Below are 13,312 nucleotides of genomic sequence, written 5' to 3'. Positions count from 1 at the left end.
GAACTCGCCTCGCGCGTGCCGCAGTTCTCGCCGTCCTCGTGGGTCGCCTCGACGGTCACGTCTGGCGCTCTCGCATCGGCGCTGTTCGCCGGCGTCGAGCCTGTGGTCTCGACCGGTCGTGCCGGTACACCGGTGACGGTGGTCTCCGGTTCGACGTCGTCGACGACGACCGCGCCGGCACCGACTGTCGCGTCCTCGGCGATCGTGATATCGCCGATCAGCGTCGCGTTCGCGCCGAGGGTCACGCCGTCTTCGAGCGTCGGGTGGCGCTTCTCGGGCCGCGGCGAGTTCCCGCCCAGCGTACAGCCGTGATGCAGGTGGACGTCGTCACCGATTTCGGCCGTCTCGCCGATCACGACGCCGGTCCCGTGGTCGATGAAGCAACGCCGACCGATCTCGGCCGCCGGATGGATCTCGACGTTCGTGAGAGAGCGCGAGACGTGTGACAGGAGGCGGGCGGGCCAGTGGAACCCACGGCTCCAGAGCGCGTGGGCGATCCGGTGGAACCAGACGGCGTGAAGGCCTGGGTAGGTGGTGAATACCTCGCGGCGACTCCGCGCCGCGGGATCCGTCTCCAGCGCCGTTTGGATATCCTCGCGTATTCCCTCAAACATGGCTCGGGGTCGAGGGTGTCTCCGGTGTCCGAGCCAGCGCGTCCGGATCGTCGTCGGGGGCGGGGCGAACTGCTAGACGACAGCACCACGTACCGGTAACCGGGTGGTGGTCAGAAGCGAGCGCGGTGAAGTGGGCTGTCGTCCCCATACGAATAGCTAGGAGCCATCCGAACAAAAAAGCCGTTTCATTTGAGGGGCGAGAGGTTTTTGCCCGGCACGTGCGTGTGTTCAGTCGATGGACGGCGAACACACTGATCCGGCCGACCGAGCGCGAGCGCTTCGCGAGCGTGCCCTCGAATCACCGACGGCGGTCGACGTCGACGAGATCCGGTCACTACTGGCCGATCCGACGATGCCGGCCTCCGTCCACGAAGACGCAGTGACCGCCCTGCTCGATGTCGCTCGAAGCGAGCAGTCGGTCGGCGGGGAGTTCGCCGAACTGGTTGCCCCACTGCTCGGTCGGCCCGCACTCGATGCGGATCCGCTCTTGCTGCGGTGTCTCCGGGCGCTCGCGACCGAATCCCCGACGGCGGTGCTCGAACACCGGGACGCCATCGTCGACCGCGTGACGGTCGAGGACGACGAGACGACACAGGCAGCGACGGGGTGTTGTGTCGAACTCGTCGCCACGGATCCCGGCGCATTCATCGACATCGTTCCGACACTCAGCGCGCTCCTCGACGCCGACGATCCGACACGGACGAACGCGCTGTATATTCTCTCACAGCTAGCGCTGGGCTATCCGGAGGAGGTGCGGCCGGTCGTCCCGCAGCTACTGGACGGGATCTCGGACCGCGAAACCGCTTACCAGACCAACGCGCTGTCGGCGCTCGGCGCAATAGCGTCGGCGTACCCCGCGGCCGCACTCGACGCCGTCGAGGAACTGACGGCCCTCGCCGCGTCCGAACAGGCGGGCGTCCGCGGGAACGCCGTCGGCCTGCTCGCGGACGTCGCACAGGAGCACCCGGACAGCATGACTGAGGCGGTCGACGTCATGATCGAACGACTCGACGACGAGGACGAGTACGTGCGCGGCAACGCCGTCTCGGCCGTCCTCCACGTCGGTCTCGAACGTCCCGACGCCATCCGGGAGGCACGGGACGGCCTCAGAGAGCGCCTCGACGACCCCGCGCCGATCGTTCGAAGCAACGCCTGCAAAGCCGTTGCCGGCCTCGAACTCGACGGAGTGCGGGACCGACTCGAACGGCTCGAAGCCGACGATCCGAACGAAAACGTCCGCGAACACGCCACCTGGGCACTCGCACAACTCGACTAGTCGTCACCGGCGCTTCGTGAGCACCAGAACGGCGAGCAGAGAGATGACGGCTACCGCAATCCCGAACCCAGAGACCGTGTCGTCATCGCTTTGTGTGGGGTCGTCGTCGGTGTTCGAGGTGGATTCCTCCTCTTCTGTTCCTTCCTCATTCGTTTCATCGTCTCCCGAGTCGTCCGTGTCGTCGTCTCCCGAGTCGTCAGTATCGTCGTCTCCCGAATCGTCCGTGTCGTTACCGTCGCCCGAATCGTCCGTGTCGTTACCGTCGCCCGAATCGTCCGTGTCGTTATCGTCACCCGAGTCATCGGACGTCTGGGGGTGATCTATCTGGAGAACGACGGTGACCTGGCCGTGCGAGGCACCGGGTTCGTAGGTCCATCCGCCGCCCGCTTGCTCGTAGGAGCGGGCCTCAGCGAGCGGGTCGATGTCCGAGTCCCACGATTGCCCGGCCTGCTGGATGTAGCCGACTACTTCGACCCGGTCGGCGAACTCGCCCTCGACCGTGGCCTCGCCGTACGAGACCGACTCGTCGGTCGGAAGCCCGTGGAGCTCGATACAGTGAGAGTCCAGATAGCCATCGCCCTGGGGCAGGTCGGAGTCGGTGCCGAACTGATCGGCGTCGAGCGGCCGCTCGTAGTTGTCAGTCAGCGGGAGGTCGACCACGAACGGATCCGCCGAGGAGTGCCAGGACGTCGACTCGCCCGTCGGGATACTGACGGTCGTGTTCGGCACCGTCTCACCGACCGCGACCTGACCATCAGCGTTGTACACCGAGACACAGATCTTCCCGGAGCCGTCACCGAGATACGGCTCCCGGTACTCGTCGCGCGGATTGACGTAGCTGACCCAGCTACCGTCGCTCGCAGACGCCTCGAAGTAGGGGTCGCCCGGACTGGGGACTTCCTGGCGGTATTCCTCTTCGCGCTGGTCGGTCGCCTCCTCTTCATGTTCGTCTAACAGCAGCCCCTCATCGCTCGTCTCCGAACTGTTCAGAGCAGGTGACTCGACCGTCGGCGTACCCGAGTCCGTGTCGTTGACCAGACCTGCGACGCCCGCGGAAACGAGCGTCAGACAGACCACCACCACCACGATGCTCAAAATAGATGATTTGGACATGTCCGTATCGGATGATCGTGAGCCAGTCACGTAGCTATGCGGCGTATAACTGCAAGTAGACGGTCATTACCGGTCCCCGACGGCTCAACCAGATGGGCCGAGTCGTCCGAGTAGAATACCGCCGCGGAGCCTCGACCTCCACCACGGATTACGCGACGCTTTCTCCCGGGGCGACTCCCTGCGAGTCCGGTGGAAGCACAAACGTTTATTTACCGTTCGGCACCCACGTCATGCAAAGACGTTACACATGGGCACCACTACCACACAGAAGATTCCGTCGGTGAGAGACCGACCCGGGCTAGCTATCGCCGTTCTCTTCGCCACACTCCTCTTCGCGGACCTACTTGCGAAGCTAGCAGGTTTCAGTCTCGGTCCATTTGGCGGCGCACTCTCCGTAAATCGGCTTTCCTCGAACCTCTGGAACGGGCTGGTAGTCGGGCTAGTGATCGGACTCGCGGGCATCGGCCTCTCGATGACGTACAGCATTCTGAACTTCGCGAACTTCTCACACGGTGACCTCATCAGCGTCGGGGGCTTCACCGGCTGGGGCGTCGCGTTCGTGGTCGCAGCCGCCGGCCGGGAGCCGCTGGGCGCGCTGCTGACCGTTCGGGGAGCAGGTGACGTGAGTCCGGGCGATATCGGCGCGCATATCCTCTCGACGCCCGTGGCGGTCGGTGTCGGACTGATCGCCGCGTTCGTCATCACGGCGCTGATAGCGCTTGCACTCGATCGGGCCTTCTACAAGCCGATGCGTGACCGGAGTGGCATCTCGCTACTGATCGCGTCGATCGGTGTCGCGCTGGTCGTGCGCTATCTCATCCAGTTCGTCTACGGCGCACAGAGCCGTGGCGTCACCGGCACCGTCGACGAATCGGCCTTCGCGTTCCCGTTTGGACTCACCGTCGACGCACACCAGTTGACAATCGTCGTCGCCGCGCTCACGCTCATGGCGGCGATGCACTACGTGCTTCAGGAGACCAAACTCGGGACGGCGATGCGCGCGATGTCGGACAACAAGGACCTCGCGCTGATCACCGGCATCCCGGCCGAACGCGTCGTCGCGGCGACGTGGATCCTGGGCGGCGGACTCGCCGGCGCGTCGGGCTATCTCTACGTCCTCCTCCGCGAGACCATCGGGTTCGACTTCGGCTGGCTCCTCTTGCTGTTGATCTTCGCCGCAGTCATCCTGGGCGGCATCGGCTCGATATACGGCGCTATCGCGGGCGGAGTCGTCATTGGCATCGTCTTCACCACGTCGACGATCTGGATCCCCTCCGACTTCAACGAGGCCGCGGCGTTCGCGGTGATGATCACCGTCCTGCTCCTTCGCCCTGAAGGTATCTTCGGAGGTGTTTCGACGGCATGAGCGAGGACTCGACCGATCCGGACAGCGCCCTGCGGGTGGTGCTAGACGCCGCCAGGCGGAGTGATCTCGGGCTAGTGCTGCTGACGCTCGGGCTAGTCTATATCGTTGCGACGCTGCTCACCTTCAGCGACGGACTGAACAGCGTCGTCGGACTGCTCCGGACGCTGACCTTCCTCGGACTGGTGTACGCCCTGTCGGCGCTCGCGCTAAATCTGCACTGGGGATACACCGGGCTGTTCAACATCGGTGTCGCCGGCTTCATGGCCGTCGGCGTCTACACGATGGGCATCGTCGTCCGGTCGCCGGATCCCGCGATCGGACCGCCGGGGTTCGGCCTACCGCTTCCGGTCGGCATCGTCGCCGGCATGGCGATGGCGGCACTGGTCGGCCTCCTGGCCGCGTTACCCGCGCTCCGACTCCGAGCCGATTACTTCGCCATCGTCACGCTTGGCATCTCGGAGATCATCCGGCTGACGCTCCAGTCGAGCGCCTTCGATACGTTCCTCCGCGAGACGCTCTCAGTCGGGACAGGTGGCGGTCGCGGCATGGGGATGCCGAGCAATCCCGTCCGAGAGCTGTTTCTCGTCGGTGGTACCGCCAATAATCCGACCGCGCTCGGTGAACTGGTCTTCGGCACGCTCGGTGAGGGTGGACTGGGTATCGCGAACACCATCCTCATCCGGTGGGCGTACGTGTTCGTGCTCGCGCTGTTCGTGATCGCGTTCTACGTCTTCCTCGAACGCCTCGGTCGGTCGCCCTTCGGCCGGACGCTCAAGGCCATCCGCGAGGACGAACTCGTCGCCGACTCGCTCGGCAAGAACGTCGACCTCGTCAAGATCAAGGTGTTCATGATCGGCTGTGCGCTGATGGGCCTCGCAGGGATCCTCTGGTTCGGTAGCCAGGGGAACGTCTCGCCGACGCCCCAGTTCATGCCGCTGCTCACGTTCTACATCTTCGTAGCAGTGATCATCGGCGGTGCCGGGTCGAACACCGGGAGCGTTCTCGGCGGAATCGTCTTCGCGACGGCGCTCTTCGAGGGACCACGGCGAGTCGGTAGCGTCCTGCGCGACACTATCGACGCCCCAACGCCGCCGACGTTCGCCGACGCAGTCGCCTCTCTCAGTCCGGGACAGTTCCTGGCGTACGCGACCGAGAACATCGCGCCGCTCCAGTTCGTCCTGCTCGGATTCGTCCTGATATTCATGATGCACCGGCGACCGGAGGGCATGCTCGGCGACCGGATCGAGACCGCCGCGGCCGTCGACCTGTCACGGCGCACGGACAAGCGAGGGGGTGAGCCCAATGAGTGATTCGCAAGCGGGCGACGAAAGAGCGGACTCGGCGACCGATGCGGCCGACTCGCAACAGGAGGTCATCGGCCAGGAGACGCCGCCGGGGCTCCCCCTGCGGGTCGAGGGACTCGTCAAGCGCTTCGGCGGCATCACCGCCGTCGACGGCGTCTCGTTCCAGATCGAGGAAGGCTCTCTCACCGGGCTGATCGGGCCGAACGGGGCTGGCAAGTCCACGACGTTCAACTGCATCACTGGCGTCCACGAGCCGACAGCGGGCAACGTCTATCTCAACGGCGAGGACATCACCGGACTCCGGCCCTACCAGATCGCCCAGCGTGGCCTCGTCAGAACGTTCCAGATCGCACGAGAACTCGAAGAGATGACTGTGCTCGAGAACCTCATGCTGGCCCCGCAGAAACAGATCGGGGAGTCGGCGGTCCGGTCGGTGCTGCCAGGGTTGCGTGGCGCTGTCGTCGAACAGGAGCGTGAGCTCCGGGAGCGGGCGTGGGAGACGCTGGAGTTCTTCGAGATCGACCACCTGGCGACCGAGTACGCGGGGAACCTCTCGGGCGGTCAACGAAAGCTACTGGAGATGGCACGGGCTCTGATGACCGACCCCGAGGTGGTGTTGCTCGACGAACCCCTCGCGGGCGTCAACCCCACGCTGGAGGAGAAGCTTCTCGATCGAATACATCAACTCAGGGAGGACGACTACACGTTCCTCCTCGTCGAGCACGATATGGACGTCATTATGAACAACTGCGAACGCATCATCGTCATGCATCAGGGTCGCGTTCTCGCCGAGGGAACGGGAACGGATATCCAGAACAACGAGCAGGTCATCGAGGCGTACCTGGGTGAGGACATATGAGTGTCGACGGATCGACAGCGAGCACTGACCACGTGATAGACGGGGAAGCGATGCTTCGGATCCGCGGCCTCGACGCCGGATACGGCGACCTCCAGATCCTGTCGGACGTCGAACTAGATGTCGCCGAGGGCGAGTACGTGACGATTGTCGGGCCGAACGGGGCCGGCAAATCGACGGTGATGAAGACGGTGTTCGGGCTGACGACGCACATGGAGGGCACCATCGAGTTCGTGGGGGAACCGATCCACGGCGAACCGCCGGAACAGATCATCCGCAAGGGCATCGGATACGTTCCACAGAACGACAACGTGTTCGCCGGACTGAGCGTCCGCGAGAACCTGGAGATGGGGGCGTACATCCTCGACGAGGTCCCGGAAGAGCGGATAGAAACGGTCTACAACCGGTTCCCGATCCTGCGCGAACGCGAAGACCAGAAGGCCGGTAATCTCTCCGGCGGGCAACGACAGATGGTCGCGATGGGCCGGTCGCTGATGCTCGACCCGGACTTGCTCCTGCTCGACGAGCCATCGGCCGGTCTCGCGCCCGACCTCGTCGCGGACATGTTCGACCGAATCGACCGCATCAACGACGCCGGGACGGCAGTGCTGATGGTCGAACAGAACGCAAAAGAGGCGCTCCGGCGGTGTGACCGGGGCTATGTACTCGTCGACGGAACCAACCGGTACACCGACCGCGGCGAGGCGTTACTGCAGGACGAACAGGTCCGCAAGGATTTCCTCGGCGGATAGGCGAACAGGCGGTCCGCTCAGAGGTTCAACACGCTACTCCACTGGCTTGAGTAGGTAGATTGCTGCGGTTCGAAGGAGACCCGCTCGGTGATCTCGCCGTCGCGTTCCTCGAAGGCAGTCACGTACTGCTCTTCGAGCGCCTGTCCGTAGGCGTCGTTGAGATACAGCGTCCCCGAGGTTTCCGCACCCACCTGGTCGCCACTGGCGAGTTCAGCCAGCGCGGGCCCCTGCAGGAGGTCCGAGGGGGCGGTCCGGAAGATGTAGTCGTTGTCCTCCAGATTCGTCACGTCCGGATCCGTCGACGACGGCGAGTTGCCGACGACGCCGTTCGGGATGAACACCTGATCAGCCACCTGCAGGTTGACGTTCGACGCTGCGGGACCGACGACGGACGAATAGCCGGCATCGACGAGCGCGTTTGCACCCGAAATCCCTGCCTGTGGATTCGTCTGGGTGTCCTCGACGCGCGTATCGACGGTGACGTTGATGTCGGCGTCGTTGATCTGCTCCGCTGCAAGGAGTGCTCCGTCACGAATCGGGCCGCCCAGCGGGGCGAGGTCACCGGTTTCCGGCATCAACACGCCGACTTGCGCCTCGAACCCGTCCACGCCGACGGGGTCCTCCGCCGTCGCCGCCATGTCTTCTTCGCTGAGTTCGGTGCCGAACTCGACGGTGTCGACGGTCTCGAGTTCGCCGCCCTGGAAGTCGACGATGTCGTATGCGGCCGTTATGATATCGCCGTTGACGTCGAAGTCGACGCTGGACGAGGCACCCACGTAACGGATCGGATCGCCCGCCGCAACCGTTTCGACCGCTTCCACCAGATCCGCCGGGCCGAACTCCTCGCCGTCGGGGTTCGACACCGTTCGGATCCGGTCCCGAACGGCCGTCCCGTCGTTCTCACCCGCCGCGACAGTGGCGAGAACGTTCACCGCCATCGAGTCGTACGCCTGTGGGGTGAACACCCCCGGTTCCTCGCCGTAGGCGGCCTCGTACTCGTCGGTGAAGAACTCCGCACCGGGACCGCCCGCAGACGGAGCGGTTCCGATGACGTTGTTCATATCGTTGTCGACCTCCCCCGGTAGGTCACTGTCGATGAGGCCGTCGGGGACGATGATGTCCAGATCCGGGGCTTCGCTCTCGAACTCCGAGTAGAAATCACGGAACAACTGGATCCCCGACTGGGGGAACCCGACGATCATTACCGCGTCCGGCACATCGGAATCGTCTTCGCCGCCGTTCTCACCGTTATCGTCGGTCGTACAGCCAGCCAGCGCTGCCAGGCCGGTCGCTCCCGTTCCGATCAGCATATCACGTCGACTGAGTTCGCGAGTCATGTGTTACAAGTTACCAATTGTCTCAATATAAAGGTACCTCCGTACGCAAATATGAAAAGTGGTCGTTATGCCTATCTACGTGGCCTATTTGACGGTGTACTGGTCTGACGATTACTCCGCGTCGTCGACCAGCGGCATCGATGCTAGCCGGGCCGCACCGATCGAGGTAAGTCCCCGTGCCGTCGTCGAGTCGCGAGTACGCCGGTCGTGAGCGAGTCCGAGTCCATCCTGATCGGCGATCGGAACGAGTCGGATCTCGGTCCCGGACGGCCCGACCTCGAGGAGGAGATACGACTGTGGGAACGAACAGGTCGTCGGCGTTGCGATCTCACGAACGCCCCGATCCATGCCGGTAAGCGGTAGATGGAAATGGCCGGTGAGAACCAGAGAGGCCCCGCCATCGGCGAGGACGTCTACGAACGTGTCGACATCGCGCATCGTGGGCGGGATTGCCATCTCCTCGGAAACCCGGTCTCGATGTCGCCGAAGCTGATCCGTCACCGGTTCGAGATTGTGATGTACCAGCACGAGCGGGTCGTCCACGCCGTCGAGTTTCGCGGCAAGCCAGTTACGCTGATCATGGTCGATATGCCCGTCGTGAGTCTCGGTTAGCCGGTTCCCACTCCCGGAGGAGTTCAGACCGAGCACGTCGAGATCGCCGACCTGCTCGTGGAAGGGGTATGCTCCTGCGCCGAACCGGTCGGCGAACCCGTCGACCGCCAGCGTGTCGTGCGCGTCACCGACTTTGGGGACGTCGTGGTTCCCGGGGACAGCGTAGAACGGGGCGTCGAGCGATTCGAGTGCGTTTTCGACCGCTGCCGCGTTCCATTCCTCCCCGTCTTTCGTGAGATCACCGGGCGAGAGGACGGCGTCGACGTGCCGACTAGCGATATCGTCGATTGCGGCCTCGAAGTGATCGAGCGTGTGCTCGAACAGTTTCGACGTCCCCTCGGCCCGCGTCGAGACGTGTGGGTCAGCAACTGCGGCCAGTCGAATCGACTGCGATGTGGTTGGCGTGTCGAGGCGGGCCAGGAGGAGTCCCGGCGTGTCGTCGGTCATAGCTCCTCCGGAAAGAAGTGTGCAGGATTCTCGTGTTGGAACGTCGCGAGCAGGGTCCCATCCAGCAGTCGGACGTGTGAGTACAGTTCGCCGCGCTCGCGTGCCGCCGAAGCGAGCGGCCCGGCACGGTCGAGATCGACAGTGCCGACCAGTATCACCGCGAGTTCGTTCGCCCGGTCGGTGAACTGTGTTACCAGCGACAGATCCGTGCCGGTGACGCGTCGAAACGATTCGTATCGATCGAACGACCCGCGGTCGACGAGGGCAGAGAGTTCGTCTCCGAGGCTGTCCGGGACGATGTACACCAACCCGTAGTCGTCTTTGGACTCCCTCGGTGGGACAGGTGTGACGTGTCCTGCACTGACGACACGAACCTCCCAGCCACCCTCTCGAAGTTCCTCGGCCAGGCCGCCGGCCGCTTCGAGGACCTGTTCTCGCACCGTCCGGTCGCTCTCTGTTGACGCTTCCATCACCCCAATTTTTGGTCATTTGCACAAATATCTTCGGGTAAAATTTAACTATAAACATCTATATAGGTATATTTTTTAAATTATACTCCAATATACGACAGTTTAGAGATATTATAAGATATTAAATACGAACGGTCGAAATCGGTATCTGATGACTCGTGATACAACCCGTCGCGGCTTTTTGACCGCTGCTGGCGCGGGGGCGCTGGCTGCTGCCGCCGGCTGTACAGAGAGCGATGAACCGTCGCCGACAGACGACCCCTCTTCCTCGGATCCCAGTAATAGTAGTACCACATCGAACTCCGGCGGCGATTCCCTCCAGATGATGGCAACCGGGTCGATCCAGACGCTCGATCCGATCAGCGCCAAAGGCTCGGGTGCGGGCTACAACCAGTACAACCAACAGCTCATGTACTTCCCCGATGGGGAGTATCCACCAGAACCAGGGCTCGCCGAGGGATACGAAGTCTCCGAGGATGGCCTGACCTACACGTTCGACCTCCGGGAGGACGTCACCTTCCACGACGGCAGCGAGTTCACGGCCGATGACGTCGTCTACTCGTACCGACGGCTCGCGGAGTCCTCCAACTCCCGGAACAAGGACGATATCGTCGGCCAGACGCTGACGGTCGAACACGAGAAGGATCAGACGCTGTCGGAACCGACCGACGAGGAGACCCTCGACGACGTCGTACCGGGGAGTCTGGCCGTCGAAGCCCTCGACGATTTCACGGTCGAGATGACGCTGGCCTCGCCGTTCGAGTACACGCTCTTCCAGATCGCTGGCGGCGCGTTCGCCATCCTCCCGGAGAACGCGGTCGGCGATATCGAGGGCTACGACGGCGAGTACGAGTACAACGAGTTCTTCAGCACCCAGGGCGACGGTCCGACATTCGCCGGTGCAGGGCCGTTTCAGGTCGATTCCTGGCGAAAGGGCAGTAACATCTCGCTCACAGCGTTCGAGGACTACTACGACGGCGAACCCGAACTCGACGGCATCACCTACACGGTCGTCGGGAGCGGAAATACGCGTCTCCGGCGGTTCTCGAACGGGAACGCCGACATCCTCGAAAGCGTCCCCACTGCGTCATTCAACCCGGGCGATGTCTCGATCGAGCAGGAGGACGGCAACGCATCGATTGGCACCTACGCTCTCGATGACGGCACGGAGGTCAACTACGGCGAGATCCCGGCACTCACGACCGAGTACATCGTCTTCAACGCGCTCGAAGTGCCCCTCGCCGTCAGGCGGGCCTTCGCCTACGCGATGAACCAGGCGGATATCGCCGAGAACGTCTACAAAGGGACCGGGAAGCCGGCATATCATATCGTTCCGCCTGCGGCGTACCCCACCTTCGAGGACGGGATGTCCGGCGAGGAATCCTACGACCGCCACGCCGAGACCGGCTACCAGTCCAACACCGATTTCGCCGCCAACGGCTATCCGTACGGCTACGGAGAGACCCGACTCGACGATGCCCGCGCGGAGATGGAAGCGGCGGGCTACGGCGAGAACGACCGCTACGAGGTCACCGTGACGACGATAGCCGGCGACAGCGGGTACGAGCAGGTGTTCACGCGGCTCCAGTCGAAACTTCGGGCGGCATACATCGACATGGAGATCATCGAAGCAGAGTTCGGAACGATCATCAGCAAGGCGATCAGCGGCGAGATGGAAGTGTTCGGCCTCGGCGACGGGATGGAGTATCCCGGCCCGCAGAACTTCCTTCGATTCCTCCACGGCCAGGATCCCTCGAACCAGTTCACCCGCTGGGGTGCCGAAGGAAGCTACTCAACCGACGAGTACCGCCAGACGGCCCGGGAGGCCTGGGACAGCAACTACGCCGCCGAGGGAACGACCCGGGAGGACCACAACGAGGCCTTCCAGACCGTCGAGGAGATGAACTGGGCGTCCGTCCAGGAACTTCCATTCCTCCATCCGATGAGCCAGCGCTTCTGGCACGACGACGTCGACGTCGAGATGTACGGCGTCATGGAGAATCAGGCGTTCGACGATACCACGCTGAATCGGTGACCGAGGGTACTTCGAGGAACACGCCTGTTACATCTATGCATTCATTATCCGCATCGGCTTCACGATTCAGCGGTCTGCTGAGCCACCGGCGAGGTGACCACCAGTGAGTCGGCTGGGGTATCTCCTCAAGCGATTCGCTATGGCGATTCCGGTGGTGTGGATCGGGATGAGCATAACCTGGTTCATCATCTTCATGGGCCCGATCGATCCGGCAAGCAGACTCCTTAGCGAGGGACAGACACGCAATCCCGCCGCCTACGAGGCAGCACAGACTCAACTCGGGCTGAACCAGCCGCCGCTCCAGCACTACTTCGACTGGATGTCGAGCGTCCTCGTGTTCGATCTGGGGCAGACGTGGCTACTATACGAGGGATCGAACGTCAACGCGCTCATCCTCGATTTCCTGCCGCGGACGCTCTGGCTCGGCTTTTGGTCGGTCCTGATCGCCGTCCTGATCGGGGTTCCGCTTGGGTTTTACGCCGGATTGAACTCGAACACGCTGGCGGACTATATCGCGTCGTTCGGCGGGATCGTCTGGCGGGCGATGCCGAACTTCTGGCTCGCGATCATGTTGCTCGCCGTGTTGAGCATCTCGCCGACGATCTTCGGGGTCTCTCTGAACTGGGAGTCGGTGTTCGTCCCCATCAACTCGATCTCGGGGAGCCCGGAGATGGCCCGGATCTGGACGGTCGACGGCTTTCTCGCGGCGACGAAGAAAGTTCTACCAGCGGCGCTGGTGCTCGGGTCGGCGTCGATGGGTAACGAGATGCGGATCGGCCGGACGGCGATGCTCGAAGTGCGCAACGAGGAGTATATCGACTTCGCGAAGGCGAAGGGGGTCTCGGATCGCGTGCTGGTCTGGAAACACATTTTCCGCAACGCTCTCGTCCCGCTCGTGCCGATCATCACCAGCGAGGCGTTCCTGCTGATCGGCGGTTCGGTACTGGTCGAGACCGTCTTCGGAATCAACGGCATCGGCTACCTGTTCTATCAGGCGGCCATTCAGGGCGACCTCCCGCTAGTCGGGACGCTCATGTACGTATTTATACTCATGACTGTCGGAATCAACCTCGTTCAGGACGTACTGTACACGATAATCGATCCCCGAGTCGGACTGGAGGGGACCTGAC

12 protein-coding genes and 1 pseudogene are annotated in these 13,312 nt (G+C 63.1%); 7 read left to right on the top strand and 6 right to left on the bottom strand.

Annotation, left to right across the window (positions count from 1 at the left end):
• Positions 1–107: 107 nt before the first annotated feature.
• Together cysE and ACFQL3_RS03930 are read right to left on the bottom strand one after the other, a co-directional pair.
• Positions 108–614 (bottom strand): annotated as a pseudogene (gene cysE / locus ACFQL3_RS03935) (serine O-acetyltransferase); the annotation flags it as partial.
• The gene (locus ACFQL3_RS03930) at positions 607–762 is read right to left on the bottom strand and encodes a hypothetical protein (protein WP_377051593.1); all 156 of its coding nucleotides are present in this window, start codon (positions 760–762) and stop codon (positions 607–609) included. The gene ACFQL3_RS03930 and the pseudogene cysE, both read right to left, overlap by 8 nt.
• 87 nt (positions 763–849) lie before the next feature.
• Between ACFQL3_RS03930 and ACFQL3_RS03925 the strand changes: the two genes are divergently transcribed.
• Positions 850–1,890: a HEAT repeat domain-containing protein gene (locus ACFQL3_RS03925; protein ID WP_377051591.1), complete on the top strand. Its 1,041-nt coding sequence runs from the start codon at positions 850–852 to the stop codon at positions 1,888–1,890.
• Positions 1,891–1,893: 3 nt separating this feature from the next.
• Here the strand turns inward: ACFQL3_RS03925 and ACFQL3_RS03920 are convergent, their stop codons facing one another.
• A complete protein-coding gene (locus tag ACFQL3_RS03920) occupies positions 1,894–2,976 on the bottom strand; it encodes a PGF-CTERM sorting domain-containing protein (RefSeq protein ID WP_377051589.1) in 1,083 nt (360 codons plus the stop codon).
• A gap of 274 nt (positions 2,977–3,250) precedes the next feature.
• Here ACFQL3_RS03920 and ACFQL3_RS03915 point away from each other — a divergent pair, with 274 nt between their 5' ends.
• Genes ACFQL3_RS03915 through ACFQL3_RS03900 form a run of 4 tightly spaced genes read left to right on the top strand, consistent with a single transcriptional unit; the run spans position 3,251 to position 7,281 of the window.
• Entirely contained in the window at positions 3,251–4,369 is a 1,119-nt protein-coding gene (locus ACFQL3_RS03915; protein WP_377051587.1) for a branched-chain amino acid ABC transporter permease, read from the top strand.
• Positions 4,366–5,679 carry a branched-chain amino acid ABC transporter permease gene (locus ACFQL3_RS03910; RefSeq protein WP_377051585.1) on the top strand — a complete coding sequence of 438 codons (1,314 nt, stop codon included), beginning with the start codon at positions 4,366–4,368 and terminating at the stop codon, positions 5,677–5,679. Before ACFQL3_RS03915 ends, ACFQL3_RS03910 begins: the two co-directional genes overlap by 4 nt.
• Positions 5,672–6,532, top strand: a complete 861-nt coding sequence (locus ACFQL3_RS03905) for an ABC transporter ATP-binding protein (RefSeq protein WP_377051583.1) — start codon at positions 5,672–5,674, stop codon at positions 6,530–6,532. Before ACFQL3_RS03910 ends, ACFQL3_RS03905 begins: the two co-directional genes overlap by 8 nt.
• On the top strand, positions 6,529–7,281 hold the full coding sequence (locus ACFQL3_RS03900; RefSeq protein WP_377051581.1) for an ABC transporter ATP-binding protein: 753 nt from the start codon (positions 6,529–6,531) through the stop codon (positions 7,279–7,281). The genes ACFQL3_RS03905 and ACFQL3_RS03900 overlap by 4 nt, the downstream gene beginning before the upstream one ends.
• Positions 7,282–7,298: 17 nt before the next feature.
• Here ACFQL3_RS03900 and ACFQL3_RS03895 read toward each other — a convergent pair whose 3' ends face one another.
• From ACFQL3_RS03895 to ACFQL3_RS03885, 3 genes are all read right to left on the bottom strand, one after another.
• Entirely contained in the window at positions 7,299–8,618 is a 1,320-nt protein-coding gene (locus ACFQL3_RS03895) for an ABC transporter substrate-binding protein (RefSeq protein WP_377051579.1), read from the bottom strand.
• Positions 8,619–8,729: 111 nt separating this feature from the next.
• Positions 8,730–9,677: a metallophosphoesterase family protein gene (locus ACFQL3_RS03890; protein WP_377051577.1), complete on the bottom strand. Its 948-nt coding sequence runs from the start codon at positions 9,675–9,677 to the stop codon at positions 8,730–8,732.
• Positions 9,674–10,147, bottom strand: a complete 474-nt coding sequence (locus ACFQL3_RS03885; protein WP_377051575.1) for a DUF7529 family protein — start codon at positions 10,145–10,147, stop codon at positions 9,674–9,676. Before ACFQL3_RS03885 ends, ACFQL3_RS03890 begins: the two co-directional genes overlap by 4 nt.
• A 151-nt stretch (positions 10,148–10,298) precedes the next feature.
• Between ACFQL3_RS03885 and ACFQL3_RS03880 the strand changes: the two genes are divergently transcribed.
• Both ACFQL3_RS03880 and ACFQL3_RS03875 read left to right on the top strand, forming a co-directional pair.
• On the top strand, positions 10,299–12,182 hold the full coding sequence (locus ACFQL3_RS03880; RefSeq protein WP_377051573.1) for an ABC transporter substrate-binding protein: 1,884 nt from the start codon (positions 10,299–10,301) through the stop codon (positions 12,180–12,182).
• A gap of 103 nt (positions 12,183–12,285) precedes the next feature.
• Positions 12,286–13,311: an ABC transporter permease gene (locus ACFQL3_RS03875; protein WP_377051572.1), complete on the top strand. Its 1,026-nt coding sequence runs from the start codon at positions 12,286–12,288 to the stop codon at positions 13,309–13,311.
• The last annotated feature ends 1 nt before the right edge of the window (position 13,312 follow it).

This window comes from Natronoarchaeum sp. GCM10025321 (assembly GCF_042663585.1).
Lineage (GTDB): Archaea > Halobacteriota > Halobacteria > Halobacteriales > Natronoarchaeaceae > Natranaeroarchaeum.
The sequence above is the reverse complement of the archived record's forward strand: the minus strand, read 5'-3'. Positions and strand labels throughout refer to the sequence as shown.